The organism is Frondihabitans australicus (genome assembly GCF_003634555.1).
GTDB classification, from domain to species: domain Bacteria; phylum Actinomycetota; class Actinomycetes; order Actinomycetales; family Microbacteriaceae; genus Frondihabitans; species Frondihabitans australicus.
This window is the reverse complement of sequence record NZ_RBKS01000001.1, coordinates 809,634-833,708: the sequence shown is the minus strand read 5'-3', so window position 1 is coordinate 833,708 and position 24,075 is coordinate 809,634. Positions and strand designations below refer to the sequence as shown.

Genomic DNA, 24,075 nt, shown 5'->3' with positions numbered 1-24,075 from the left:
GCGAGGTCATTCGGCCGACGGTGCGGAGTCGTCGCTCGCGTCGTCGTCGCCGATGCTGCTCGTCGCGGCGGCGTCGCCGCTCGGCACGGCGTCGTCGTCGGGGTTCGGCTCGAAGAGGCCGACCGGCGGGGTGACTGTCACGGTGCCTGCGGCGAGGTCGACGCTCGGCACGATCGCGCTCACGAACGGGACGAGGACCTCGCCGCTGTCGGTGTCGATCGCCAGGAGGTCCTGTGCGGGCAGGTGGTCGACGCGCGCGATGGTGCCGACCTGGGCGCCGTCGCGGAGGACGCGGAGGCCGACGAGCTGGTGGTCGAACCAGGCGTCGGGCTCATCGCTCACCTCGACGCCGTCGTGCTCGATCCACAGGATGGCCTTGACGAGCGTCTCGGCGGCGGTGCGGTCGTCGATTCCCTTGAAGAAGCCGACGGGGTGCGAGTTGTACCAGCGGAGCTCTGCGAGCTCGACGGTCTTGCCGTGCCACGCGGAGTCGCGCGGCACCTGAAGGGCGAAGACGGCGCCGGGCACGAAGCGCTTCTCGGGGGCGTCGGTGTAGAGCTCGAGCTTGAGAGCGCCCTTGAGACCGTGCGCCTTGGTGAGGCGGCCGACCCGGAGGCGGGTCCGCTCGTCGTCGCCGCCGGGGACTGGTGCGTCGGTCACCGAATCAGAAATCGGTGTCGACGACGTCGACGCGCACGCGCTTGCCATCGGCCAGAGCCGTGACGAGGGTGCGGAGCGCCTTGGCCGTGCGCCCGGCGCGTCCGATGACGCGGCCGAGGTCTTCGGGGTTCACGCGGACCTCGAGCACGTCGCCGCGCGGGGAGGTCTTCGAGACCACCTGCACCTCGTCCGGGTGATCGACGATCCCCCGGACGAGGTGTTCGAGTGCAGGTGCGAGCACTGACTACGCCTCGGTCGACTCGGCGGCGGCCTCGTCGCTCGCGGGAGCCTCGGAAGCAGCGGGCGCCTCGGCGGCCGGAGCCGGCTCGGCGGCCTTTTCGGTCTTCGGCTTGAGGACCGGCTTCTTCTTCTCGTCGGCGACGAAGGCGACCTTCTCGGCCTTGGTCTTGACGGTGCTCTTGGCGTCCTTCTCACCCTTGAAGGTGCCCCAGTCGCCGGTGAGCTTGAGCAGCGCGGTGACCTGCTCGGTGGGCTGTGCGCCCACGCCGAGCCAGTACTGGGCGCGCTCGGAGTCGACCTCGATGAGCGAGGGCTCTTCGGTGGGGTGGTACTTGCCGATCTCCTCGATCACGCGGCCGTCGCGCTTGGTGCGCGAGTCGGCGACGACGATGCGGTAGTAGGGCGCGCGAATCTTACCGAGTCGCTTCAGACGGATCTTGACTGCCACGGTTCTCCTGTGTGCATGGTTGCGGTGCGAGTTGCCAGCCGTGAGCGTGGGGGCACACTCGGCTCGAAAGCTCTGATGGGGTCGTGCGTCGCGCCTGATTAGAGGGTCGGGCGCGCGCAGACTCGACCCCCCATTCTGTCAGACCCCCGCCGTTTCGGCCAATCCCTCCCCCGGTGCGTCTCGGACCAACTTCCCGGTCGCCGGATCGATGCCTTCGTCGCGCAGAAGTCGGTCGAACGCCTCGGCGGCGTCGACCGGCCTGCGCGGTTGTCGCGGACGGCCCCAGCTGTCGTCAGTTTCGTCGTACAGACCGTGATATCCGCCGCCGGTTCGCTTTCTCCACAATCGGCCGAGTTCTCGGACGTCGTCCTCCAGTCGATCGAGCGCTTGATCGTCCAACCGGTAAAGCCGTTCGTTCCAGACGCGGCGCACGCGGACGAATCCGGCCGCGTTGAGGATCTTGAGATGTCTCGTCACTGCCGGCCAGCCCAGCCCGAACACGTGCTGCACGGCTTCCGCGATCTCGCGCGACAGGCTCTCGCGCTGAGCGAGCTCGCGGATGATGAATCGGCGGGCCGGGTGACCCATTGCGTCCCACGCGTCTCCCGATGGTGCTCGGTCTGGACTCATGCTGCGATTGTCCAGGCCGCGCCACCGGCGATTCCCGCTTTCCACAGCACCCAGGTCCGAAGCACCCTCGCTGAGCGCCTGTGAAGGCCTGGTCGTCAGGCCGGAGCACCGGAGAAGAGTTCGTCTCGAGCGTTGTACAGATTCGCCTGAATTCAGGAATTCCTGAAGTTGGCCTCACTCTCGACCTGAACCCCAATTTCAGGTTCGCCTGAATTCAGGCGAACCTGTAACTCACCCGCACTGACTACTCCGTCCCGAGGGAAGGCGATCGGCGAAAGACTGGGCCGCACGGGGGCGGCGGGCGGAGGAGCGAGGGTCAGGGGGCGACGCGACGCGACGCCTCGAGACCCTCCGTCGTGGCGCGGACCGCGTCGACGGCACGCGCGTCCAGGGCACCCCCGACCACGGTGTGGGGAATCCCGGCGGCCGCCAGCGATGCGGCCAGGCCGGCCACGGGCTCCTGCCCGGCGCAGACGACGACCACGTCGGCGGGCAGCGACACGAGGTCGCCCGACTCGTCCGCGACGTCCAGGAAGCCGGGCCGGATCGACCGGTACGAGACGCCCCCGACGAAGTTCACGCCGGCCTCGCGGAGCCGACCGACCGCCACCCACCTCGACGTCACGCCGAGGCCGCTGCCGAACTTGCCCGACCGGCTGACGAGCGTGACCTGCGAACCGGGGCGCACGGGATGCGGCCTCGTGGCATCGCGCCGCTGCGGAGCCGACGACGCGTCCGTCGCGGACGACGGCAGACCGACAGACGCCACGAACTGCGAGGCGCGCGTCGCCTCGTGGCCGGACTCGACGAGGAACGCCGCCGTGTCGACTCCGATGCCGCCCGCTCCGATGATGGCGACGGTCCCGTCGGGCACGCCCCCTCGCAGGGCCTGCTCGTAGCTCAGCACGTGCGGGAGGTCGATCCCGGGCAGGTCGAGGACACGCGGAGAGACGCCGGTGGCCACCACCACGTGGTCGTATGCGGCGAGCTCCTGCGCCCCCACCCTCGTGCCGGTGACGATCGAGGCGCCGAGCAGCTCGAGCTCGGCGCTGATCGACCGGACGGGGCCGGCGTAGTCCTCCTTGCCCGGGATCGACGCGGCCAGATCGAACTGGCCGCCGAGGTTCTCGCGAGCCTCGAAGACCGTGACGTCGTTGCCGCGGCGGGCGAGGTCAAGGGCGGCCGAGAGGCCCGCGGGGCCGGCGCCGACGACGGCGGTCCGCAGGATCCGGCGGCTCGGCACGAGCGGGAACTCCAGCTCGCGCGCGGCCCGCGGGTTCACGAGGCACGAGACGGGCTTTCCGAAGATCGAGCGGTCGATGCACGCCTGATTGCAGCCGATGCAGGTGGTGACGAGATCGAACCGGCCCGAGGTGCTCTTGGCGACGATCGCCGGGTCGGCGAGGAACGGACGCGCCAGGGCCACGGCGTCGACGGTGCCGCGCGACAGGATGTCCTCCACATCGCGCAGGTCGGTCAGCCGGTTGCTCGCGATGACAGCGACCTCCGGGCGGGTGGTCGCCCGCACGACCCCAGCGAGGCGCTCGGCGATCGGCACCCAGACGCCGTGCGGCACGGCCGCCTGCACGGTGGGCACGGTCGACTCGTGCCAGCCGACGCCGACGCTGATGCCGTCGACACCGGCCTCGACCAGGGCTGTCACGAGCGCGTCGACCTCGTCGGGCGTCGAGGAGCCCGGCATCAGGTCGTCACCGGAGACACGGAAGCTCACGGGGAAGGCCGGCCCCACCGCGGCACGCACCGCGCGAAGCACCTCGAGCGGGAAGCGGCGGCGGCGAGCAGCGTCGCCACCCCACTCGTCGTCGCGCTGGTTCGTGATCGGCGAGCAGAACTGGTTGACGAGGTAGCCCTCGGACGCCATGACCTCGACGGCGTCGAACCCGAGCTCCTGCGCCCTCGCGGCCGCGGAGGCGAAGTCGCCGATGGTTCTGCGGACGCCCTCGTCGGTGAGCTCGACCGGTACGACGCCGCGGGCCGCTCGCCACGGGACCGGCGAGGGCGCGACCGACCGCTCGGGTGAGCCGTCGGGCTTCGTGAGCCCGGCCGTCAGGGCGTATCGACCCGCGTGGAACAGCTGGGCCGAGATGGCCCCACCCGCCTCGTGGACTGCGGCGACGGCCCGCCGGAATCGCGCGTCGTCGGCCTCCTGCCCGAGGACGGCGTAGTCCTCGCCGCCGCGACCCTCGGAGTTGACCGCGAGGCCACCCGTGATGACGAGGTCGGCGCCGCCCTCGACGCGCTCCTGGTAGAAGCGCGCGAGCGCCGCCCCGCCGTCGTCCTTCACCTCGAGCCCGGTGTGCATGCTGCCCACGACCACGCGGTGCGACAGCCGGAGCGAGCCCAGCGACCAGGGCCGTCGGGTCAGCTCGAGCGCGGACGAGCCCGAGAGAGTGGGCTCAGGACCCGAGGGCTCAGGATCCGAGACCTCAGGAGGCGTCGGAGCCACCGAGCACCGCGTCACGAAGGGGGCTCGTCGTGTCGGCCCAGAACGGCGGCGCGATCACGGTCAGGCCGCCGTCGACCGACAGCGTCTGGCCGGTGATGTAGCCCGCCTTCTCGGACAGGAGGAAGTCGACGGCGTCGGCGACGTCGTCGGCGGTGCCCTTGCGCTGCAGCGGGATCTTCTCGAGCACGGTCTCCATCGGCGCCATGCCCGGCACGGAGTTGTAGAAGTAGTCGAGCGAGTCGGTGTCGATGAGCCCGCCGTTGACGGCGTTGACCGTGATTCCGCGCGGGCCGAACTCGGTCGCCATGAACTTCACGTAGGCCTCGTTGGCGGCCTTCGCCGCCCCGAGCGACGCGTAGGTGGGGAAGGCTCGCAGCGAGCCGTAGCTCGTGATCGCGACGATGCGGCCGCCGTTCGGCATGATGGCCGCCGCGGCCTGGGCACCGAGCACGAACGAGCGGATGTTCGTCGCGTAGTTGCGATCGAGGTGGTGGAGCTTCAGCTCCGACACCGGCTTGAAGGCCGACGCAGCGGCGGACGCGATGAACATGTCGAGCTTGCCGTAGGTCTCCTTGACCGTCGCGAAGACCGCGTCGATCGACTCGGGCTGCTCGACGTCGAGCTGGGCCGTGATGCCGTCCGCTCCGAGCTCGCGGATCTCGGCGAGGGTGCCCTCGGCCATCTCGGCGTTCTTCTTGTAGGTCACGACGACGTCGACGCCACGGCTCGCGAGCTTCAGCGCGAGCACCTTGCCGATGCCGCGCGAGGCACCGGTGATGAGGGCTACAGGACGGGTGGTGGAGTCAGCCAACGAGAGGCCTTTCTGCGAGGGTGTGGATCAGTAGGAGACGGCGCCGGAGACCACGGCACGACCGACGACGAGCTTCTGGATCTCGTTCGTGCCCTCCTCGAAGCGCTGCGCGCGAGCGTCGCGGTACACGCGCTCGATCTTGTTGCGCTTCCAGTAGCCCTGGCCGCCGTGGACCTGGAGGGCCTTGTCGGTGACGCGGGCGAGCATGTCGACCGCGACCATCTTCGACGCGCTGGAGAGCACACCGGCGTCGGCGCGGTCCTCCTCGTAGGCTTTCGCGGCCTCGATGACGAGGGCTCGGGCGGCCGCGATGTCGGCGTAGTTCTCGGCCAGGTAGAACTGGATCGCCTGGCGGCTCGACAGCCTCTTGCCGAAGGTCTCGCGACGGTTGGCGTACTCGACGGCGAGCTGCTGGGCGCGCTCGGCGAGGCCGACGGCGCTCATGGCGACCGAGACGCGGCTCGGCAGGAGGAACCCGCCGAGGGCGACCTTGAGGCCGTCGCCCTCCTCGCCGAGGAGGGCCGACGCCGGCACCGGGGTCTCGGTGAAGCGCAGGATCGCGTGGTCCGTGCCGCGCACGCCCATCGTGTCGCTGTCGTCGATGACCTCGGCGCCCGGAAGCCCGGTGTTCGGCATGAGGAAGGCGACGAAGCCGTCGGGAGCGGTGGACCCCTCGATCCGGGCGGCGATGAGCCAGTAGTCGCACTTCACGCCGAAGGTGATGAGGTGCTTCTCGCCGTTGAGGTACCAGGTGTCGCCCTCGAGGCGGGCCGTGGTGCGGAGATCCTGCCCGGTGCCGGCCGTGGCTTCGGTGAGCGTGAAGGCGACGAGCTTCGTGCCCGCGATGGAGGGCTTGACGACCTCCTCCAGCTGCTCAGGGGTGGCGAAGGGGACCATGGCGCGCCAGGTGCCGTTGATGACGTGCACGAGCATGCGGATGGATGCGTGCGAGCGCGACACGATCTCCATCAGCTCGAGGTAGCGCGAGAACGGGATGCCTCGGCCGCCGAGTTCGACGGGGGCTGCGAGCGAGAGGTATCCGCGGTCGCGCAGCTCGGGCAGGAGCCGGTCGGGCACCTGCCCGGTGGCCTCGATCTCGTCGGCGTACGCCTCGCCCGGGCCCTCGACCCAGGCGGTGATGTCGGCCTTGATCGCCTGGAAGTCGGCCTCGTCGAAATCGGCGGCCGTCGCGGCGGCGGTGGTGGTCATCTCTACTTCTCCTTGACGGTGGTGCCGGCGGCGGCGGACTCGGCGGACGACGCGGCGACCAGCTCGGCCGCGATGTCGCGCAGGACGTTCTTCTGGACCTTGCCGACGACGTTGCGCGGGATCTCGTCGATGAACTCGAGGCGCTCGGGCCAGTAGTACTTCGACACGCCCGCGTCGCCGAGGTACTTCTGCATCGCGGCGAACTCGAGGTGGGCGTCGGGCTTGGCTGCCACGACGAAGGCGCAGGCGCGCTCGCCCAGTCGCGGGTCGGGCATGGCGACGATGGCGGCGTCGGTGATCATCGGGTGCTGGTACAGGAGGTTCTCGATCTCGACCACGGGGATCTTCTCGCCGCCGCGGTTGATGACGTCCTTCACGCGCCCGGTGATGTGCAGGAAGCCCTTCTCGTCGACCTTCGCGAGGTCGCCGGTGCGGTACCAGCCGTCGCTCGTGAAGACGTCGTCGGTGAGGTCGGGACGGTCGAGGTAGCCGCCGAACATCGTCGGCGAGTGCAGCTCGTAGTTGCCCTCGGTGCCTCGGGGCAGCTCGACGCCCTCGTCGTCGACGATCCGCAGCCGGATTCCGGGGAGCGGCTTGCCGTCGCTCCCCCAGGCGTCCTCCGGCGCGTCGAACGGCGTCGAGAGCGCGCCGAGACAGGTCTCGGAGGTGCCGAACGCGCCGAGCACGCTCGTGGCGAGCACGGTCGTCGCCTTCTGCGCGAGGGCGCGCGGCACCGCGGCGCCGGTGGCGACGAAGATCCGGAGGGACTCAGGAGCCCGGGCGCCCGCCTCGACCGCGTCGACCAGGTCGGTGAGGAACGGCGTGGCGCACTGGACGAACGTCGCTCCACCCTGCGCGAACGCCTGGTTCAGCGAGATCTGGGCGTCCCACACCGGCTGGATGACGCTCGCGACGCCCAGGCGCCACGAGAGCAGCATGCCGTAGAGGAAACCGGTCTGGTGCGCGAGCGGCGACGGGATGTAGATGCGGTCGTCGGTGGTGAGCCCGAGGTGCGCCACCTCCATCGCCGTGGCGAGGCCGAGCGTGCGGTGCGGGTGCTGGACGCCCTTCGGCTCGCCCGTGGTGCCGGAGGTGAACAGGAGTTGGCACACGTCGTCCGGCTTCGGCGCCCGCTCGCGGATGAGCCCCTGGTCGGGCGTGACCGCGGCGAGGGCGAGGTCGTAGTAGCGCCAGTTCCACTCCGACGCCTCGACCCGGGCGGCGACCGCCTGCGGGATCGGCGTGACGTCGCTGTGGGCGCCGGCGTCGCCGCGGCTCTCCGAGCGCAGCACGACCACGTGCTCGAGGGCGAGGCGGCGCTTCTGCGCCTTCGCCTCGTCGATGACGTCGAGCAGCTCGATCGCCGGCCGGCGACGGCGGAAGACGTTGGGCAGGAACACGACGCGGGCGCGCGACCGCGACAGCGTCATCGTGGTCTCGCGCGGGCCGAACACCGGCATGATCGGGGTGGCGACGGCGCCGATCTGGACGGTGCCGAGCGTGATCGCGACGAACTCCTTCCAGTTCGGCAGCTGCATGGCCACCGACTCGCCCTTCTGGACGCCGAGTTCGAGCAGGAGCTGCGACACGCGGTCCGCTTCGTCCTGCAGTTCGCGCCAGGTCGTGGTCACGGGCTCGACCCCGCCGACCTCGATCACGGCGGGCTCGTCGGGCTGCGACTCGGCCAGAGCGCGGACCTTCTCGCTGAGCACGAGCGGATCGGCATCGACGCCCTGGAGCTCGAGCGGAGCCTCCTGCAGCGAGGCCTCCTCGCTCAGCTCGTCGCGTTCGAACTCGACGTTCTCGGCGCTCTCGAGGCTCTTCGGGTCGCCCATGTCGAGGTCGAGACCGATGGAGGTCATGGCCTCGAGGAAGGTGGGATACGAGATGCGGTAGGCGCGCGGGTAGGTGAGCGACGTTGCTCCGACCGCCCTGGTCGCCGCGATCGCGAGCGACATGAGCACCCGGTGGTCGTTGAACGACGACAGCGGTGCGCCCGTGAGCGGGCCCGACGCGCCGGTGACCCGCAGCTCGTCGTGGGTCTGGTCGGCCGAGCCGCCCAGGTTGTTGAGCTGGAGCATGGCCGAGACGCGGTCGCTCTCCTTGAGCCGGATGTGCCCGACGTTTCGGAACGTCGAGGTGCCCTCGGCGAAGGTCGCCATGGTCGACAGGATCGGCAGGAGGTCGGGGATCGGCTGGCAGTCGATGTCGATGGCCTTGAGTGGCTTGCCGTCGCTGGTGATGCGGACGAAGCCGGTCTTCTCGTCGATCGAGAACGGCACGCCCATCGCCGTGGAGAGGTCGAGGAACTCGGACTCGGGGTGGTCGGTCTCGCTCGTCAGATGCGTGCGGAGGCCCTTGAAGAGCACGTCGGAGGGGTGGATCGCGGCCGCCGCGATGCCGAACGCGGCCGAGCCGATGTCGGCCGGGATCACGTAGTCGTGCGGCGTGGCAGTCTGGTTCGCCGGGATGTGGAAGGTCAGCCAGTCGTCGGAGTGGGTGACCTCGAGCCCCCACATGCGCATCATGCGGATCGTCAGGTCGACGTAGGGCTGCTCGTTGAGCGTGCCGCCGGTGATGTGGATCGTGGTGTCGGTCTGGGCGAACGGCGCGACCAGGAGCAGACCGGAGATCCACTGGCTGAGCGTGCCGGCGATCGACACGTCGCCGCCGAGGGGTCGGCCCGGCTGGACGTGCACCGGAGGGCGGTCCTCGTCGGCGTCGAGGGTCACGCCCATCTGCTTGAGCGAGTCGAGCAGGGCCTTGATCGGCCGGCGACGGAAGTACTTCATGCCCGTCAGGGTCATCGGCTGGTCGGCGAGCGATGCGAGGCCCACCATGAAGTAGAGCGTCGTGCCGGAGGAGCCCATGTTGAGCAGGCCCTCGGCGCCCTTCGAGCCGTGGTCGACGACGTCGGTGGCCTTGTACGGGCCGCCCTCGACGATGTACGTGCCGTCCTTGATGGTGATCTTCGTGCCGAGGGCGCGGAGCGTGCCGACGGTCCACTCGACCTGACGGGTGGTGGAGACGCCGGTGATGACGGAGCGGCCGGGAGCGAGGGAGGCCAGGACGAGAGCGCGGTGGGCGTGGTACTTCGACACCGGGATGTCGAGTTCGCCTTCGAGTCGGGTTGATGTTCCGCGGACGACCAGTTGCATCGCGTATGCCTCCCTAGCTAGCACCGACGGGCTTCGTGAGCCTGCGCCGCCCAAAAGGTTAGTCCACGACCGAAGACTGCACGGCGCGCAGGAGCGTGTTTCGAGCGACGCTCGCAAAGTCGTGAGACACCCTGCAAAAACGGCGCCCCTTCTTCGGAGGATATGGACTTGCCGTGTGCCGCGTACCCCGGTGCCCTGGCACGATGGGCGGATGAACCCCTCGCCGGAGATCGAGTTCTCACGCTCGCCGCGCTCGACGCTGGGCATCGAGTGGGAGCTCGCGCTCGTCGATCGGACCTCGGGCGAGCTGGCACCGCACGCGCCTCGGATCCTGAGCGCCCTCCGTCACCTCAACGACGACGGCGATCGGGTCACGAAAGAGCTGCTTACGAACACCGTCGAGGTGGTGAGCGGAGTGCACGAGCGGGTGGCCGACGCCGTCGCCGACCTCGAGGGCACCATCGCCGCTGTGCGCGACGAGGCCGAGCCGCTCGGGGCCGACCTCCTCTGCGCCGGCACCCACCCGTTCAGCCAGTGGTTCCAGCAGGAGGTGACGCCCGACTCCGAGCGCTACGAGACCCTCATCGACCGGACGCGCTGGTGGGGACGTCAGATGATGATCTGGGGCGTGCACGTGCACGTGGGGATCGACGATCGCCGGAAGGTGCTGCCGATCCTGAACGCCCTGCTGACCTACGTGCCGCACTTCCAGGTGCTGACGGCCTCGAGCCCGTTCTGGGTCGGCGAGGCCACGGGGTACGCGTCGAACCGGGCGATGATGTTCCAGCAGCTGCCCACGGCCGGTCTGCCGCCGCAGTTCGACGACTGGGGCGAGTACGAGGCGATGGTGGGCGACATGACTCGCACCGGGGTGATCGACGACCACAGCGAGCTGCGCTGGGACCTCCGGCCGTCACCGAAGTGGGGAACGCTCGAGGTGCGGGTGTTCGACGGCATCTCGACGGTCGCCGAGGTGGGCTCGATGGCGGCGCTCGTCCAGTGCCTCGTCGACGACTTCTCGGAGCGACTCGACAGGGGCGAGGAGCTGCCCAGGATGCCGTCGTGGTTCGTCCGCGAGAACAAGTGGCGCGCCGCTCGCTACGGCCTCGAGTCGATCGTCATCCAGAACGCCGCCGGCGACGAGCGGCTCGTGACGGACGACCTCGTCGACCTGCTGGGCCGGCTCGAACCTGTCGCCCACCGCCTGGGCTGCGTGCCCGAGCTCATGGGCGTGAACACGATCGTCGAGCACGGCGCCTCGTACCAGCGGCAGCTGGCGGTCGCCGCGCGCAGCGACGGCAGCCTCAAGGCCGTCGTGGCGCACCTCGTGGCCGAGCTGCGCGACGGCGTCGCCGGGGCCTAGGGCGCGTCCCTCAGAGGGCGAGGTACGACCGGTCGAACGCGGCGAGGTCGGTCACGCCCGAGAGCATCATGGCCACGTGCAGCTCCTCGCGGAGCGCCTCCATCAGCCGCGCCACGCCTTCCGCGCCCTCGGTGAGGGCCCGGGCGGCGGGGCGACCGACGAGCACGGCGTCGGCTCCGAGCGCGAGGCCGCGGAAGGCGTCCTCCCCTGAGCGGATGCCGGAGTCGACCCACACCGGCACGCGGCCAGCGACGGCGTCGACGACGCGGGGCAGGGCCCACGCGGTGGTGACGGCGGCGCCGAGCTGCCGCCCGCCGTGGTTCGAGACGATGATCCCGGCGACATCGAGGGACAGCAGGAGCTCGACGTCGGCCGTGGCCAGGACGCCCTTGACCCACACGGGCAGCGAGGTGATCGAGCGCAGCCATTCGATGTCGCCCGGCCCGAGGTCTCCGGCCTTGGCGGGCGCGCCGCCGGCGAAGTTGACCGAGGGCGGCAGGATGCGCTCCACGGCCGCCCGGAACGGGAACTCCTCGCGCGTCGGGGGCGTGTCGAGCGTGAGGACGAGCCCGAGGGCGCCCGCCCGCTCGGCCTCGCGGATGTAGGGCACGAGGTCGTCGCGCACCGGGGGGACATAGACCTGGGCGTAGAAGGGTGCACCGTCGGAGGGCAGATCGCCGACGGCGGTCGCGCTGTTCGACGAGAAGACCAGGAGCGAACCCGAGTCGGCCGCGCCGCGCGAGGTGGCGCGTTCACCCTCGGGATGCACGAAGGTCTGGCTCGCCCACGGCGCCACGACGATCGGGCTGCTGAAGCTCAGGCCCGTGTGGGTCCAGGCGGTCGAGACCGCCGTCGAGTCCCGGAGCATCCGGGGCACGATGTCGATGCCCTGCCACGCTGCGACGTTCCGCGCACCCGCGGTGCCGTTGTAGCCCTCGATGAACCGCACGGCACGCGGGTCGACGGACTCCGGCCAGGCGAAGTCCTCAGCGACGTACGGGAGAGCGGCCACGGCGGCGGGTCAGCGGCCGAGGAACTTCTGCAGGCTGGCGAGCTCCTCCTCGGTGGGTGCGGGCTTCGCTCCCCCACGGCCGCCGAGGCCGAAGCCGGAGCCGCCCGCCGGGGCCGCTGCAGGCTGAGCCCGCTCGCCGGCCGCGATGCGAGCGTTCTCCGCGGCGCGCTTGGCCGGGTTGCCCGCCTTCGAGCCCTTCTTCTTCGCCACCTGCTTGCGGCCGCCGTAGCTCGCACCGGGGATGGGGCCCATGCCCGGCACCTGCGGGACGCCGCCCTTGGCGACCGTCTTCATCATCTTCGCGGCCTGCTCGAAGCGGTTGACGAGCTGGTTCACGTCCGTCACGGTCATGCCCGAGCCGCGGGCGATGCGGAGCCGGCGCGACCCGTTCAGCAGCTTGGAGTTCGCGCGCTCCTGCGGGGTCATCGACTGGATGATCGCCTCGGTGCGCGTGATCTCGCGCTCGTCGAAGTTGTCGAGCTGCTCGCGCATGCCCTTGGCACCCGGGAGCATGCCGAGCATGCCCTTGATCGAGCCCATCTTGCGCAGCTGCTGCATCTGCTTGAGGAAGTCGTCGAGGGTGAAGCTGTCGGTCGCGAACTTCTCCGCGATCTCGGCGGCCTCCTTCTCGTCGAACGCGCTCTGCACCTGCTCGATGAGGGTGAGGATGTCGCCGAGGTCGAGGATACGGCTCGCCATGCGGTCGGGGTGGAACGGCTCGAAGTCGTCGAGCGTCTCGCCCGTCGACGCGAACATGATCGGGCGGCCCGTGACGCTCGCGACGCTGAGCGCCGCACCGCCTCGCGCGTCGCCGTCGAGCTTCGTGAGCACGACGCCGGTGAAGTCCACACCGTCTTGGAAGGCCTTGGCGGTGGCCACGGCGTCCTGACCGATCATCGCGTCGATGACGAACAAGACCTCGTCGGGGTCGACCGCCTTGCGGATGTTCGACGCCTGCTTCATGAGGTCGGCGTCGACGCCGAGTCGACCGGCGGTGTCGACGATGACCGTGTCGTACTGCTTGTCTTCGGCGAACTTCACGCCGTTCTTCGCGACCTTCACCGGGTCGCCGACGCCGTTGCCGGGCTCCGGCGCGAAGACGGGAACGCCCGCCTGCTCGCCGACGACCTGGAGCTGCGTCACGGCGTTGGGGCGCTGGAGGTCGCTGGCCACGAGGACGGGCGTGTGCCCCTCCTTCTTCAGCCACTTGGCGAGCTTGCCCGCGAGCGTCGTCTTGCCCGCGCCCTGGAGGCCGGCGAGCATGATCACCGTGGGCGGACGCTTCGCGAACTCGAGGCGGCGCTGCTGACCGCCGAGGATCGTGATGAGCTCTTCGTTGACGATCTGCACGACCTGCTGGGCCGGGTTCAGCGCCTTGTTGACGTCGTCGCCGAGGGCACGCTCGCGGATCGCGCCGGTGAACGCCTTGACGACGTCGAGCGAGACGTCGGCGTCGAGCAGGGCGCGACGGATCTCGCGGACGGTCCCGTCGACGTCGGCGGGTGAGAGCTTGCCCTTGCCGCGCAGGTTGGTGAGGGTCTGCGCGAGGCGGTCGGAGAGCGATCCAAAAGTGGCCATGATCCGACCATCTTAACCGACGCGTCCGTGCGTGCCCGGCGCGCGATCGCCGACGGCGAAAGCCGTGGCGCCGAGGTTTCTGTACTGCGTCTACTTATCAGTTACAGTGTCGGCATGACGACGATGCGCCTCGGACTCTCCGGCCCGCCCCTCGACTACGACGAGGGCTACGCCCTGCAGCGTCGCCTCCACGACGAGGTGGTCGCAGGAGCAGCGGACAGCCACCTCGTCCTCTGCCAGCACGCCGACGTCTACACCGCCGGCCGCCGCACCGAGCCCTCCGACCTCCCCCGCGACGGAAGCCCGGTCGTCGATGTCGACCGCGGCGGCCGCATCACCTGGCACGGGCCGGGCCAGCTCGTGGCGTACCCGATCGTGCGCCTGCCCGAACCGCTCGACGTGGTCGCCTACGTGCGGTCGCTCGAGCAGGTCGTGATCGACACCTGCGCGGTGTTCGGCGTCGACGCCGAGCGCGTCGAGGGCCGCAGCGGCGCCTGGATCCGGCGCCCGTTCCGCGACGAGAAGGTCGGCGCCATCGGCATCCGCGTCGCGAACGGCGTGACGATGCACGGGATCTCGCTCAACTGCGACAACAGCCTCGAGCCGTACGGCGCGATCGTCGCGTGCGGCATCGCGGACGCCGGGGTGACCACGCTCAGCAGGGTCCTCGGCCGCAGGGTCTCGCCCGGCGACGTCGTCGACACTCTGGAGGCGCACCTCGACGCGTACCTCGCGACTCTCGCCGAGCGGCGCCGCGACGGTCACGCCGCCGACGGACGGCAGGCGCAGACGGCTCTCGTGGGCGGGCGGGCATGAGCGCGGGCCCGGACGGCCGCCGGCTCCTGCGCCTCGAGGCCCGCAACGCGGCCACCCCGATCGAGAAGAAGCCGGCGTGGATCCGCACCACGGCGAAGCAGGGGCCCGAGTTCCGTGAGCTCACCGCGCTGGTGACCGACAAGAAGCTGCACACCGTCTGCCAGGAGGCGGGCTGCCCCAACATCTACGAGTGCTGGGAGGACCGCGAGGCGACCTTCCTCATCGGAGGGTCGCAGTGCACGAGGCGGTGCGACTTCTGCCAGATCGACACCGGGCGCCCGTCGCCGCTCGACCGCGCCGAGCCCCGGAAGGTCGCGGAGTCGGTGCGCGAGATGGGCCTGCGCTACGCGACGGTCACCGGCGTCGCGCGCGACGACCTCGACGACGAGGGGGCGTGGCTCTACGCCGAGACGATCCGCGAGGTGCACCGGCTGAACCCTGGCACGGGCGTCGAGATCCTGGTGCCCGACTTCTCGGGCCGCCCCGAGCTGCTCGGCCTGGTCTTCGACGCCGCGCCCGAGGTCTTCGCCCACAACGTCGAGACGGTGCCGCGCATCTTCCGCAGGATCCGGCCGGCGTTCACCTTCGAGCGCTCTCTCGACGTGCTGCGACAGGGGCGCGACGCGGGGCTCGTCACGAAGTCGAACCTGATCCTCGGCATGGGCGAGGAGTACGGCGAGGTGATCGACGCCCTCGAACGCCTCCGCGACGCGGGCACCGACATCATCACGCTGACGCAGTACCTCCGGCCGTCGCCGCGACACCTGCCGGTCGCCCGCTGGGTGCGGCCAGAGGAGTTCGTCGACTTGCGCGAGATCGCCGAGGACATGGGGTTCAGCGGCGTGCTCGCGGGGCCGCTGGTGCGCTCGTCGTACCGGGCCGGGCGCCTCTGGGCCAGCACGATGCAGGCGCGGGGCCGCGAAGTGCAGGAGCCGCTGCGTCACCTGCTCGAGGCCGCTCCCGGCCGCCAGGCGGTCTAGCCCCGGTCGGCTTTCAGCCGATCAGGTTCTGCACGAAGACGTGCGGCGTGAAGCCGGTGAGGTCGCCGATGCCCTCGCCCTGGCCGACGAGCTTGATCGGGATGCCCGTCTGCTCCTGCACGGCGAGCACGAATCCGCCGCGCGCCGAACCGTCGAGCTTCGTGAGCACGAGCCCGGTGACGCCCGCGTGCTCGATGAAGGCCTCCGCCTGCGCCAGGCCGTTCTGCCCCGTCGTCGCGTCGAGCACGAGAAGCACCTCGGCGATCTCCGTCTGCTTCTCGACGACCCGCTTGATCTTGCCGAGCTCGTCCATGAGCCCGCCCTTGGTGTGGAGGCGGCCGGCGGTGTCGATGATGACGATCTCGATGCCCTCGCGGACGGCCTTCTCGACCGTCTGATAGGCGACCGACGCGGGATCCTGCCCCTGCGCCTGCGGCTTGACGATCGACACGCCGGCGCGCTCGGCCCAGGTGCCGAGCTGCTCGACCGCGGCCGCGCGGAACGTGTCGGCGGCGCCGACGACGACCGAGCGGTCGAAGTTGCGCAGGAACTTCGCGAACTTGCCGATCGTCGTCGTCTTGCCGACGCCGTTGACGCCGACGACCAGCACGACCGCCGGGCGGTTCGACAGCTTGAGCGTCGGGTCGAGCTTCGACAGGCGCTCCTCCAGCGTCTCGCGGAGCATGCGGCGCAGGTCGGCTGGGTCGGTCGTGTTGTACCGAGCGACCTTCTCGCGGAGCTCGTCGGTCACCTGCTCGGTCACGTCGGGGCCGAAGTCGGCGCCGATGAGGGAGGTCTCGAGGTCGTCCCACGTCGAGTCGTCGATGGTCTTGCGGCCGAACACGCCGCGGAGAGCGCCCGAGAGCGACCAGGGATTTGCCATGGGTGCAACTTTAGCCGGGCGGCCTTCGCATCCTGCGCCCTCGGCTAGACTGGCCGTGTTGAAGGGGAGTATTCCTCTCGCGGCGCACTCGTCAATACGGATCAGATCGACCTGGTCCCGGGTGCGTCGGCCCAGGCCTCGCCCCGCGAGTCCGCGGCGGAAGAGACCTTCGGTACCCGAGCGCGCAGTGTGCGCGCCGACCGAAGGAGACCGCATGGAGACCCCGTTCTGGATCTGGCTGCTGACGATCCTGTTCGTCCTCGGCCTGCTGATCTTCGACTTCTACAGCCACGTCCGCACGCCGCACGAGCCGACCATCCGCGAGTCGGCCACCTGGTCGATCGTCTACATCGGCATCGCCGTGGCGTTCGGCGTCGGTGTCGGGCTGACGAGCGGCTGGGACCTCGGCGGGCAGTACTTCGCCGGGTGGATCACCGAGAAGGCGCTCAGCGTCGACAACCTGTTCGTCTTCCTCATCATCATGACGAGCTTCGCGGTGCCACGGATCTACCAGCAGAAGGTGCTGCTCGTCGGCATCGCGATCGCCCTCGTCTCGCGCGGGCTCTTCATCGCCGTGGGCGTGACGATCATCGAGAACTTCTCGTGGGTCTTCTACCTGTTCGGCGCCCTGCTGTTCTGGCTGGCGTACAGCCAGGTGCGAGGCGGGCACGACGACCACTCGGGCGATGGCGACAGCCGGCTCATCCGGATCCTGCGTCGCGTGATCCCCACCTCGCCCGACTACGACGGGCAGAAGCTCACCACGAAGGTCGGCGGCCGACGGCTCTTCACGCCGCTGCTGCTGGTGATGCTGGCGATCGGCTTCACCGATGTGCTCTTCGCCCTCGACTCGATCCCGGCGATCTTCGGTCTGACGCAGGATGCGTTCATCGTCTTCACGGCGAACGCCTTCTCACTCCTCGGCCTCCGGCAGCTGTACTTCCTCATCTCGGGGCTGCTCGAGCGGCTGGTGTATCTGGCGCAGGGGCTCGCCGTGATCCTGGCGTTCATCGGAGTAAAACTGGTCTTCCACGCGTTGCACGTGAACGAAGTACCCTGGATCAACGGCGGCCACTCCGTCGAGTGGATCCCCGAGATCCCGATCTCCGTCTCGCTCGGCTTCATCGTGCTGACGATCCTGGTGGCCACCGTCCTCAGCCTGCGGAAGTCGAGCAGAGACCGAGCAGACGAAGACCAGCGCGCCGAGGTCGCCGCGCGACGAAAGAGCGCCTCGTGACCGTCCTGCGGCAAGAGGCGCGACACCGCGCCTCACCGGCGCACACGACGTCGAGCGATCGACGAGAACGGACGACATGCGCCTCGAACTGATCCGCCACGGACAGACCGACTGGAACCTCCACGACCAGCTGCAGGGCTCGTCCGACATCCCGCTCAACGACACAGGCCGCGAGCAGGCCCACCGCGCCGCGCTCCTCCTCGCCCCCTACGAGTGGTCGGCGATCGTCTCGTCGCCGCTGATGCGAGCCCGCGAGACCGCCGAGATCATCGCGGCCGAGCTCGGCATCGAGCTGGGCGCCGCCTACCCCGAGCTGATCGAGCGCGACTACGCGTCGCGCGAGGGCACCGTCGCCACCACGAAGATCCCCGACGAGCCGAACGAGTTCTTCCCCGACATCGAGCCGCGCGGGGCCGTCGCCGAGCGCGGGCTCGCCGCGATCGCCGACATCCGCGACAGTCGGCTGCCACTCGACGGCGACGGCGCGAACATCGCCGTCGTCTGCCACGGCACCATCATCCGGTTCACGCTCTCGGCGCTGCTCGGCCGCGAGGTCGGGCACATCCACAATGCGGCGGCGAACCAGATCGAGTGGCGCGACGGCCGCTGGCACGTCCTGTCGATCAACGACGAGCCGGTCGACTCGCTCGCCGACGCCGTCGACGAGACCGTCTCGGTCGTCGGCGACCAGGGCTAGCTCGCTCCTCGTCCCGTGGGCCGTCCCGGCCCCTCCCCCGCGACAAAACGCGACACCTGCGACGTCCTCGTGCGTCGCACGTGTCGCGTTTTGTCGCGCCAAGGCAATGGGGCGCAGGATCAGAGGTGGCGGCCCGGGCGGGCGGGCGGCGCCCACTGCGGCACGGGCGGCGGCCCCGGCGGAAGCTGCGGCTGAGGCCACTGCTGCGCGGGCGGGCCGGACTGCTGGGGCTGGGCGTGCGGCTGCGGCCACGCCGGCGCGGGCCACGCCCCGACGGGCACCTGCTGCCCTGGCGGGCCGGGAGGCGGCAGCGGGGGCCCGCCGAACGGCGGCGGCGCGAGCCACCAGGCGACCGGCAGCTGGAACGCCCACCGCGCGCGGCGCGCGACCTTGATCCAGATCAGGCCCGTGCCGACGATCACGCCCGGATAGACGACGAAGACGACGATCGGTGCGAGCAGCAGCAGGTACCGCTTCAGCGCGGGCTCCTGCAGCAGCCCCGCGCCGCCGTCCCAGAGGCCGTGGGCGAGCGCGACGCCGAGGTACGCGATCACGACGCGCCCTGTGATCCTGAACCGGCCGTTCTTCGACGCCGAGAACAGCGCGGCGCCGAAGAGCGCCGTGTAGAGCGGGTGCAGGAGCGGCGTGAGAACCGCCCGGGTCGGCACCAGTACCAGCGCGGCCCCGATGTGCGTGAGATGCAGCTGCGGCGGCGGGTTCGAGTAGAAGTTGTAGGCGTAGGCCAGGTCTTCCATGGCGGCGAAGCCGAGTCCGACTGCGCCGCCGAGGAAGAGCCCGTTGCGCATCGACTTGTCGGACAGCCCCTTGGAGATGAGGACGACCGCGAGGATCTTCGCGAGCTCTTCCGAGATGCCGGCGAGGAAGAGCACGATGACGCTCGTCTTGCCGTCGACCCCGGGAGCCGCCTTGGTGAGCAGCGAGTCGAAGGTCGAGCCGAGGGTCACGGCGACGAGGCCGCCGAGGCCGAAGGCGAGCAGGAGCCGGGACAGGCTCACGGTGTCGCGCGGCCCCAGCCGGTAGGCCATCGTGTAGATGAACGAGGCGGCGACGGTGACCGAGCCGACGACGAGCGCGATGGTGACGTCGGCGCCGTTGTGGAGCAGGAGCGCGCCGACGACGAGGAGGTACACGAAGAGGACCGCGCCTGCTCCGGCGATCCAGAGACCGCCGAATCGGCCGATCCACTTCTTCGCCGGCTGCTCGGCAGGCACCCAGATGGGCGGTGGCCAGTATCCCCTCACCCTCGAAGGCTACCCGGCCGCGTCTGTGAGCGCGCCGCCCCGTTCGGGTGGGAGCCCTACGAGGCGGCCTGCGCCCGCTCGGCCTCCGAGACGACGCGTTGGCCGACGACGGCCGAGACGCCGTCCTGCCGCATGGAGACGCCGTAGAGGGCGTCGGCGATCTCCATCGTCCGCTTCTGGTGCGTGATGACGATGAGCTGACTGTTCTCGCGGAGGTCCTGGAAGATCGTCAGGAGCCGGCCGAGGTTGGCGTCGTCGAGCGCCGCCTCGACCTCGTCCATGATGTAGAACGGCGAGGGCCGCGCCTTGAAGATGGCGATGAGCAGCGCCACGGCTGCCAGCGACCGCTCGCCGCCGGACAGCAGCGAGAGGCGCTCGATCTTCTTGCCCGCGGGCTTCACCGTGACCTCGATGCCCGTCTCGAGGAGGTTCTCCGGGTCGGTCAGCTGGATCGACCCCGACCCGCCCGGGAACAGGATCGGGAAGACGCGGTTGAACGCCTCCTTCGTGTCGTCGAACGCCGACTGGAAGATGGCCTGCATCTTCTCGTCGATCTCAGCGATGATCTCGAGGAGGTCCTTGCGGGTCTCGGTGAGGTCGGTGAGCTGGTCGGTGAGGAACTTGTGCCGCTGCTCCAGCGCCGCGAACTCCTCGAGCGCGAGCGGGTTGACCCGGCCGAGCTGCGCGAGGGTGCGTTCGGCCTTCGCGAGGCGGGCCTTCTGCTCCTTGCGGTCGTACGGGAGCGGAAGGGCGTCGGGGTCGTCGTCGGTGGCCGCAGGGATTCCGACCTCGGGACCGTATTCATCGACCAGAACCGACTCGACCAGACCCAGCTCGGATCCGGCACGCTCGAGCAGGCTCGACAGGTGGAGCTTCTTCTCGTAGATCTCCATCTCGAGGCCGTGCACGTTCTCGGTGACGGCGTGCAGGCGCTCGCGAAGGGTGCGTTCCTCCGCGCGGAGCGTCGCGAGCTCGGCGTTCTGCGTCGACCGCTCGCTCTCGCGCGCGGCGAGGACTCCCCTCGCCTCGGAGACCGAGCGGTCGACGGCGTCGAGCACCGAGGGCAGGGCGTCGAGGACGCGGGTCGTCGCGGCCATCTGCCGCTGGCGGATGACCGTCTGGCGCGCGTGCTCCTCGGCGGCGGCGCGCTGCTCGTCGAGCTGCCGCTGCAGGTCTTTGGCGCGCGACACCTCGGCGCGCACCCGCTCGCGGATCGTCTCGAGCTGGATCCGCTTCTCGATCTCGACGCCGCGCGCGTTCTCGACCTCGGCGAGGACGCCGTCGCGGGCCGACACATCGAGAATCGGCCGCGGCTGCGCCGAGTACTCCTCGTGCGCGCTGACGGCAGCCTGGACGGCGCGCTCGGCCTGGTGCACGTTCTCGGCGGAGGCCTGGAGAGCCGTCGCGAGGCGCTCGGTTTCGGCCTCGGCGGCGTCGAGCGCCGCGCGGAGGCGGCTGGCGCGCTGGTCGTGGGCCGCCCTGCGGGTCTCCTCCTCGCGGGCGGCGGTCGCCGCGGCCTTCGCGGCCGTGCGGGCCTCCGAGTTGGCCTCACGAGCCGCGGCGAGTTCGTCCGCCGCGCGTTCGATCTCGATGCTGACGCCGGTGAGGGCCTCGGCCGCGGTGTCGCGCTCGGCGACGAGCTCGAGGCGCGAGCGCCCGCCGGCGGAGCCGCCGCGCACCGAATGCCCGGTCACGGCTTCGCCCGCGCGCGTGATGACCGTGAACGGGCGGCCCGACCGCGAGAGGTCGTCCGCGACCGCGTGGGCTCCGGCGAGGTCGTCGGCGATGGCGGTGAAGGCGAGGGCGCGCAGGATCCCGGGGGGTGCGGTGACGACGGAGGCGGCCGCCACGGCTCCCGCGGGGAGGCTCTGCGCCGGCTCCTGCGCCTCGGCCGGGACGTGCTCCCACACCACCTCGACGCGCCCGAGCTCTTCAGCGGTGACGTGCTCGACCGCCCCGAACGCGGAGGCCTCGGTGTCGGCGAGGACCGCGTCGGCGACGGAGCCGAGGGCGGCGGCGATGGCCACCTCGTAGCCCGGCTCGACCTGGACGTGCTCGGCCACGAGTCCCCGGACACCCGGTCGGGCGGCGGCCACGAGGGCGCTGGACGCGTCGTTCTGGTCGAGGGCCAGCGAGAGGGCGCTCGTGCGCGCCGCGAGTCCGTCGCGCTCGCGCTCGAGAGCGTGGAGACGGTCGCGGAAGGTCTCGACGTCGGCCTGCGTGGCCTGCACGCGCTCGTCGGCGAGCTGCTGTGCCGCGGCGTGGTCGATGGGCTCGGCGGGCTCTCCCGCTGCTCCTGCGCCCTCGTCGATTGCCTCGGGCGACGAGTCGAGCGCCGCGAACTCCTCTCGGCTCGACTCGCGCCTCGCCTCGGAGGCCTCGAGTGCGTTGGACTGGCGCAGCTGCTCGCCCTTGACCGCGGCGAGCTTGGAGCGGGCGACCTCGACGGCGCTGGCGAGCCGCGCCACCTCGAGGTCGTGCTGGGAGACGAGGGCGCTCTGCGCGGCGATCTCGTCGTCGAGCGAGTCGAGCGAGGCTCGGGCCGTGGCGACCTCGGCGGCGGCCTGAGCCACGGCGAGCTCGGCCTCGGCGACGCCCTCGGCGAGGCGCTCCGCTTCGTCCTGCGCGTCGGCGACCATGCCCGACGACACCGTCGAGGCGACGCCGGGGCCGTCGGCCTGCTGGGCGAGCAGGGTCAGCTTCTGGTTGGCGAGGCTCTGCAGGCTCCGCAGGCGCTCCTGGACGCTCTCGAGGCCGAAGGTGATGCGACGGGCGTCGTCGACCGCGTCGCCGACCATGGCCTGCTCGAGACGCTGCTCGCGGAGCTTGTTCTGGTCGAGCTGCTCCTGCAGGACGATGCGCTCGCTCTTCCGCTCGTTCTCGTTCTTCGACTGAGTCGTCAGCGCCTCGCGGAGGGTGACGACCTCGTCGGCGAGCAGGCGGGCCTTGGCGTCGCGGACGACGGCGGCGATGCCCTGCGCCTCGCGGGCGATCTCGGCCTGGCGCCCGAGCGGCTTGAGCTGGCGGCGGATCTCGCCCGCGAGGTCGCTCAGCCGCGTGAGGTTCGTCTGCATCGCCTCGAGCTTGCGGATCGTCTTCTCTTTGCGGCGCCGGTGCTTGAGGATGCCCGCGGCCTCCTCGATGAAGCCGCGGCGCTCCTCCGGCGTGGCGCGGAGAACCGCGTCGAGCTGCCCCTGCCCGACGATGACGTGCATCTCGCGGCCGAGGCCGGAGTCGCTCAGGAGCTCCTGCACGTCGAGGAGTCGGCAGCCCTCGCCGTTGATCGCGTATTCGCTGCCGCCGTTGCGGAACAGGGTGCGGCTGATCGTCACCTCGGTGTAGTCGATCGGCAGAGCGCCGTCGGAGTTGTCGATCGTCAGCACGACCTGCGCGCGCCCGAGAGGCCCTCGGGTCGAGGTGCCGGCGAAGATGACGTCCTCCATCTTGCCGCCGCGGAGAGTCTTGACGCCCTGCTCGCCCATGACCCAGGCGAGCGCGTCGACGACGTTGCTCTTGCCCGAGCCGTTCGGGCCGACGACGCAGGTGACACCGGGCTCGAAGGCGAAGGTGGTCGGCTGGGCGAACGACTTGAAGCCCTTGAGGGTGAGGCTCTTGAGGTACACGCCGCCCCTTCCTGACCGACCGGCCCTGCGCCGATCATCCCAGAGTAGCGGCGCGGCACCCACTTCCCCGTCATTCCGGGCCTTCGCGACGCGACCGCAGGATGACGGGGCATCGCTCTCGCGGCCGACGCGGCACTCCCCGAGCGTCGCCTACCGTGGCCGTGTCGCAGCGGATGAGCCGCTGCCGAGAGTCCTTGGGGGGACACCATGATGAAGAAGACCATCCGTCGCGCAGCCGCCACCGTCGCCGTGGCCGCGGTCGTCGCGGGGGCGGCGTTCGGCCTCGCTCCGGCGAACGCCTCGAGCCCCGTCAACCGGACGCCGAACACGCTGCCGACGAACCTGTCGCTGCAGTCGGGCCAGTACCGCATGTCGACCGGAGGGCAGTACATCCTGCGGATGCAGACCGACGGCAACCTCGTGGAGGTCGGCAACGGCCGCGCGATCTGGTCGTCGAAGACGGGCGGGCACCCGGGCGCCTACTTCAAGATGCAGACCGACGGCAACGCGGTCGTCTACACGTCGAACGGCAAGCCGCTCTGGAGCACGCAGACCGCGAAGGCGGGCGTCGAGGTCGAGGGCGAGGTCGCCGTCGGCAAGGACGGCTACTGGGTCGTGCGCCGGAACACCGGCCAGGTCGTCTGGCGCAGCCCCGGGGCGGGCACGTCGTCGATGGGCGGAGGGTACGCCGAGCTCGAGACGGGCTGGTACCTCTACAACGGCCCCGCGCAGCTGATCATGCAGTCGGACGGCAACCTCGTCTCGTACGTCAACGGCAAGGCCGTCTGGTCGAGCGGCACCTCCGGGCACGCCGGGGCGGCCGCGTTCGTCGACCCGAACGGCGACTTCGACGTCGAGGCGCTCGACGGAACGGGCCCGATCGTCTGGTTCCACCACGGCGTCGCCGGCACCTCGGGCGCCGCACTCAGCCTCTCGACGACGGGCGTCGTGACGCTCGCGCAGGGCTCGAAGGTGCTCTGGCGCTCGTAGCCAACGCCGCG

19 protein-coding genes are annotated in these 24,075 nt (G+C 70.6%); 6 read left to right on the top strand and 13 right to left on the bottom strand.

Features of this window, described 5'->3' with window-relative positions:
• Nucleotides 1–6: 6 nt before the first annotated feature.
• From rimM to aroA, 8 genes are all read right to left on the bottom strand, one after another.
• A complete protein-coding gene (gene rimM / locus C8E83_RS03835; RefSeq protein WP_121368519.1) occupies nucleotides 7–708 on the bottom strand; it encodes a ribosome maturation factor RimM in 702 nt (233 codons plus the stop codon).
• Complete coding sequence (locus C8E83_RS03830) at nucleotides 665–901, bottom strand: RNA-binding protein (protein WP_121368518.1); 237 nt, start codon at nucleotides 899–901, stop codon at nucleotides 665–667. Before C8E83_RS03830 ends, rimM begins: the two co-directional genes overlap by 44 nt.
• A gap of 3 nt (nucleotides 902–904) precedes the next feature.
• Complete coding sequence (gene rpsP, locus C8E83_RS03825; protein WP_121368517.1) at nucleotides 905–1,348, bottom strand: 30S ribosomal protein S16; 444 nt, start codon at nucleotides 1,346–1,348, stop codon at nucleotides 905–907.
• Nucleotides 1,349–1,486: 138 nt separating this feature from the next.
• Nucleotides 1,487–1,936 (bottom strand): ArsR/SmtB family transcription factor, encoded by a 450-nt coding sequence (locus tag C8E83_RS03820; RefSeq protein ID WP_211331658.1) that lies wholly within the window; start codon nucleotides 1,934–1,936, stop codon nucleotides 1,487–1,489.
• A gap of 358 nt (nucleotides 1,937–2,294) precedes the next feature.
• Entirely contained in the window at nucleotides 2,295–4,445 is a 2,151-nt protein-coding gene (locus C8E83_RS03815) for an FAD-dependent oxidoreductase (RefSeq protein WP_211331657.1), read from the bottom strand.
• Nucleotides 4,426–5,256 (bottom strand): SDR family oxidoreductase, encoded by an 831-nt coding sequence (locus C8E83_RS03810; RefSeq protein WP_121368515.1) that lies wholly within the window; start codon nucleotides 5,254–5,256, stop codon nucleotides 4,426–4,428. The genes C8E83_RS03815 and C8E83_RS03810 overlap by 20 nt, the downstream gene beginning before the upstream one ends.
• Before the next feature lie 27 nt (nucleotides 5,257–5,283).
• Nucleotides 5,284–6,465 carry an acyl-CoA dehydrogenase family protein gene (locus C8E83_RS03805; RefSeq protein WP_121368514.1) on the bottom strand — a complete coding sequence of 394 codons (1,182 nt, stop codon included), beginning with the start codon at nucleotides 6,463–6,465 and terminating at the stop codon, nucleotides 5,284–5,286.
• A 2-nt stretch (nucleotides 6,466–6,467) separates the two neighbouring features.
• The gene (gene aroA, locus C8E83_RS03800; RefSeq protein WP_121368513.1) at nucleotides 6,468–9,623 is read right to left on the bottom strand and encodes a 3-phosphoshikimate 1-carboxyvinyltransferase; all 3,156 of its coding nucleotides are present in this window, start codon (nucleotides 9,621–9,623) and stop codon (nucleotides 6,468–6,470) included.
• Nucleotides 9,624–9,834: 211 nt separating this feature from the next.
• Here aroA and C8E83_RS03795 point away from each other — a divergent pair, with 211 nt between their 5' ends.
• Entirely contained in the window at nucleotides 9,835–10,986 is a 1,152-nt protein-coding gene (locus tag C8E83_RS03795) for a glutamate--cysteine ligase (RefSeq protein WP_121368512.1), read from the top strand.
• 10 nt (nucleotides 10,987–10,996) lie between these two features.
• On the opposite strand, the gene C8E83_RS03790 is transcribed toward C8E83_RS03795, so the two are convergent.
• Nucleotides 10,997–11,998 (bottom strand): alpha-hydroxy acid oxidase, encoded by a 1,002-nt coding sequence (locus C8E83_RS03790; protein ID WP_121368511.1) that lies wholly within the window; start codon nucleotides 11,996–11,998, stop codon nucleotides 10,997–10,999.
• Nucleotides 11,999–12,007: 9 nt separating this feature from the next.
• Complete coding sequence (gene ffh, locus C8E83_RS03785; protein ID WP_121368510.1) at nucleotides 12,008–13,576, bottom strand: signal recognition particle protein; 1,569 nt, start codon at nucleotides 13,574–13,576, stop codon at nucleotides 12,008–12,010.
• Between the two features lie 114 nt (nucleotides 13,577–13,690).
• Here ffh and lipB point away from each other — a divergent pair, with 114 nt between their 5' ends.
• Nucleotides 13,691–14,392 (top strand): lipoyl(octanoyl) transferase LipB, encoded by a 702-nt coding sequence (gene lipB / locus C8E83_RS03780; protein WP_121368509.1) that lies wholly within the window; start codon nucleotides 13,691–13,693, stop codon nucleotides 14,390–14,392.
• Nucleotides 14,389–15,372 carry a lipoyl synthase gene (lipA, locus tag C8E83_RS03775; protein ID WP_121368508.1) on the top strand — a complete coding sequence of 328 codons (984 nt, stop codon included), beginning with the start codon at nucleotides 14,389–14,391 and terminating at the stop codon, nucleotides 15,370–15,372. Before lipB ends, lipA begins: the two co-directional genes overlap by 4 nt.
• 13 nt (nucleotides 15,373–15,385) lie before the next feature.
• Here the strand turns inward: lipA and ftsY are convergent, their stop codons facing one another.
• Entirely contained in the window at nucleotides 15,386–16,255 is an 870-nt protein-coding gene (ftsY, locus tag C8E83_RS03770; RefSeq protein WP_121368507.1) for a signal recognition particle-docking protein FtsY, read from the bottom strand.
• 214 nt (nucleotides 16,256–16,469) lie between these two features.
• Here ftsY and C8E83_RS03765 point away from each other — a divergent pair, with 214 nt between their 5' ends.
• Both C8E83_RS03765 and C8E83_RS03760 read left to right on the top strand, forming a co-directional pair.
• Nucleotides 16,470–17,492, top strand: a complete 1,023-nt coding sequence (locus C8E83_RS03765; protein WP_121368506.1) for a TerC family protein — start codon at nucleotides 16,470–16,472, stop codon at nucleotides 17,490–17,492.
• A 76-nt stretch (nucleotides 17,493–17,568) separates the two neighbouring features.
• Nucleotides 17,569–18,189 (top strand): histidine phosphatase family protein, encoded by a 621-nt coding sequence (locus tag C8E83_RS03760; RefSeq protein ID WP_121368505.1) that lies wholly within the window; start codon nucleotides 17,569–17,571, stop codon nucleotides 18,187–18,189.
• Nucleotides 18,190–18,308: 119 nt separating this feature from the next.
• On the opposite strand, the gene C8E83_RS03755 is transcribed toward C8E83_RS03760, so the two are convergent.
• Together C8E83_RS03755 and smc are read right to left on the bottom strand one after the other, a co-directional pair.
• Nucleotides 18,309–19,451 carry a PrsW family intramembrane metalloprotease gene (locus C8E83_RS03755; RefSeq protein WP_147430077.1) on the bottom strand — a complete coding sequence of 381 codons (1,143 nt, stop codon included), beginning with the start codon at nucleotides 19,449–19,451 and terminating at the stop codon, nucleotides 18,309–18,311.
• A 56-nt stretch (nucleotides 19,452–19,507) separates the two neighbouring features.
• Nucleotides 19,508–23,074: a chromosome segregation protein SMC gene (gene smc / locus C8E83_RS03750; RefSeq protein ID WP_121368503.1), complete on the bottom strand. Its 3,567-nt coding sequence runs from the start codon at nucleotides 23,072–23,074 to the stop codon at nucleotides 19,508–19,510.
• A 207-nt stretch (nucleotides 23,075–23,281) separates the two neighbouring features.
• On the opposite strand from smc, the gene C8E83_RS03745 reads away from it, so the two are divergent.
• Nucleotides 23,282–24,064 (top strand): hypothetical protein, encoded by a 783-nt coding sequence (locus C8E83_RS03745; protein WP_121368502.1) that lies wholly within the window; start codon nucleotides 23,282–23,284, stop codon nucleotides 24,062–24,064.
• Nucleotides 24,065–24,075: the final 11 nt, after the last annotated feature.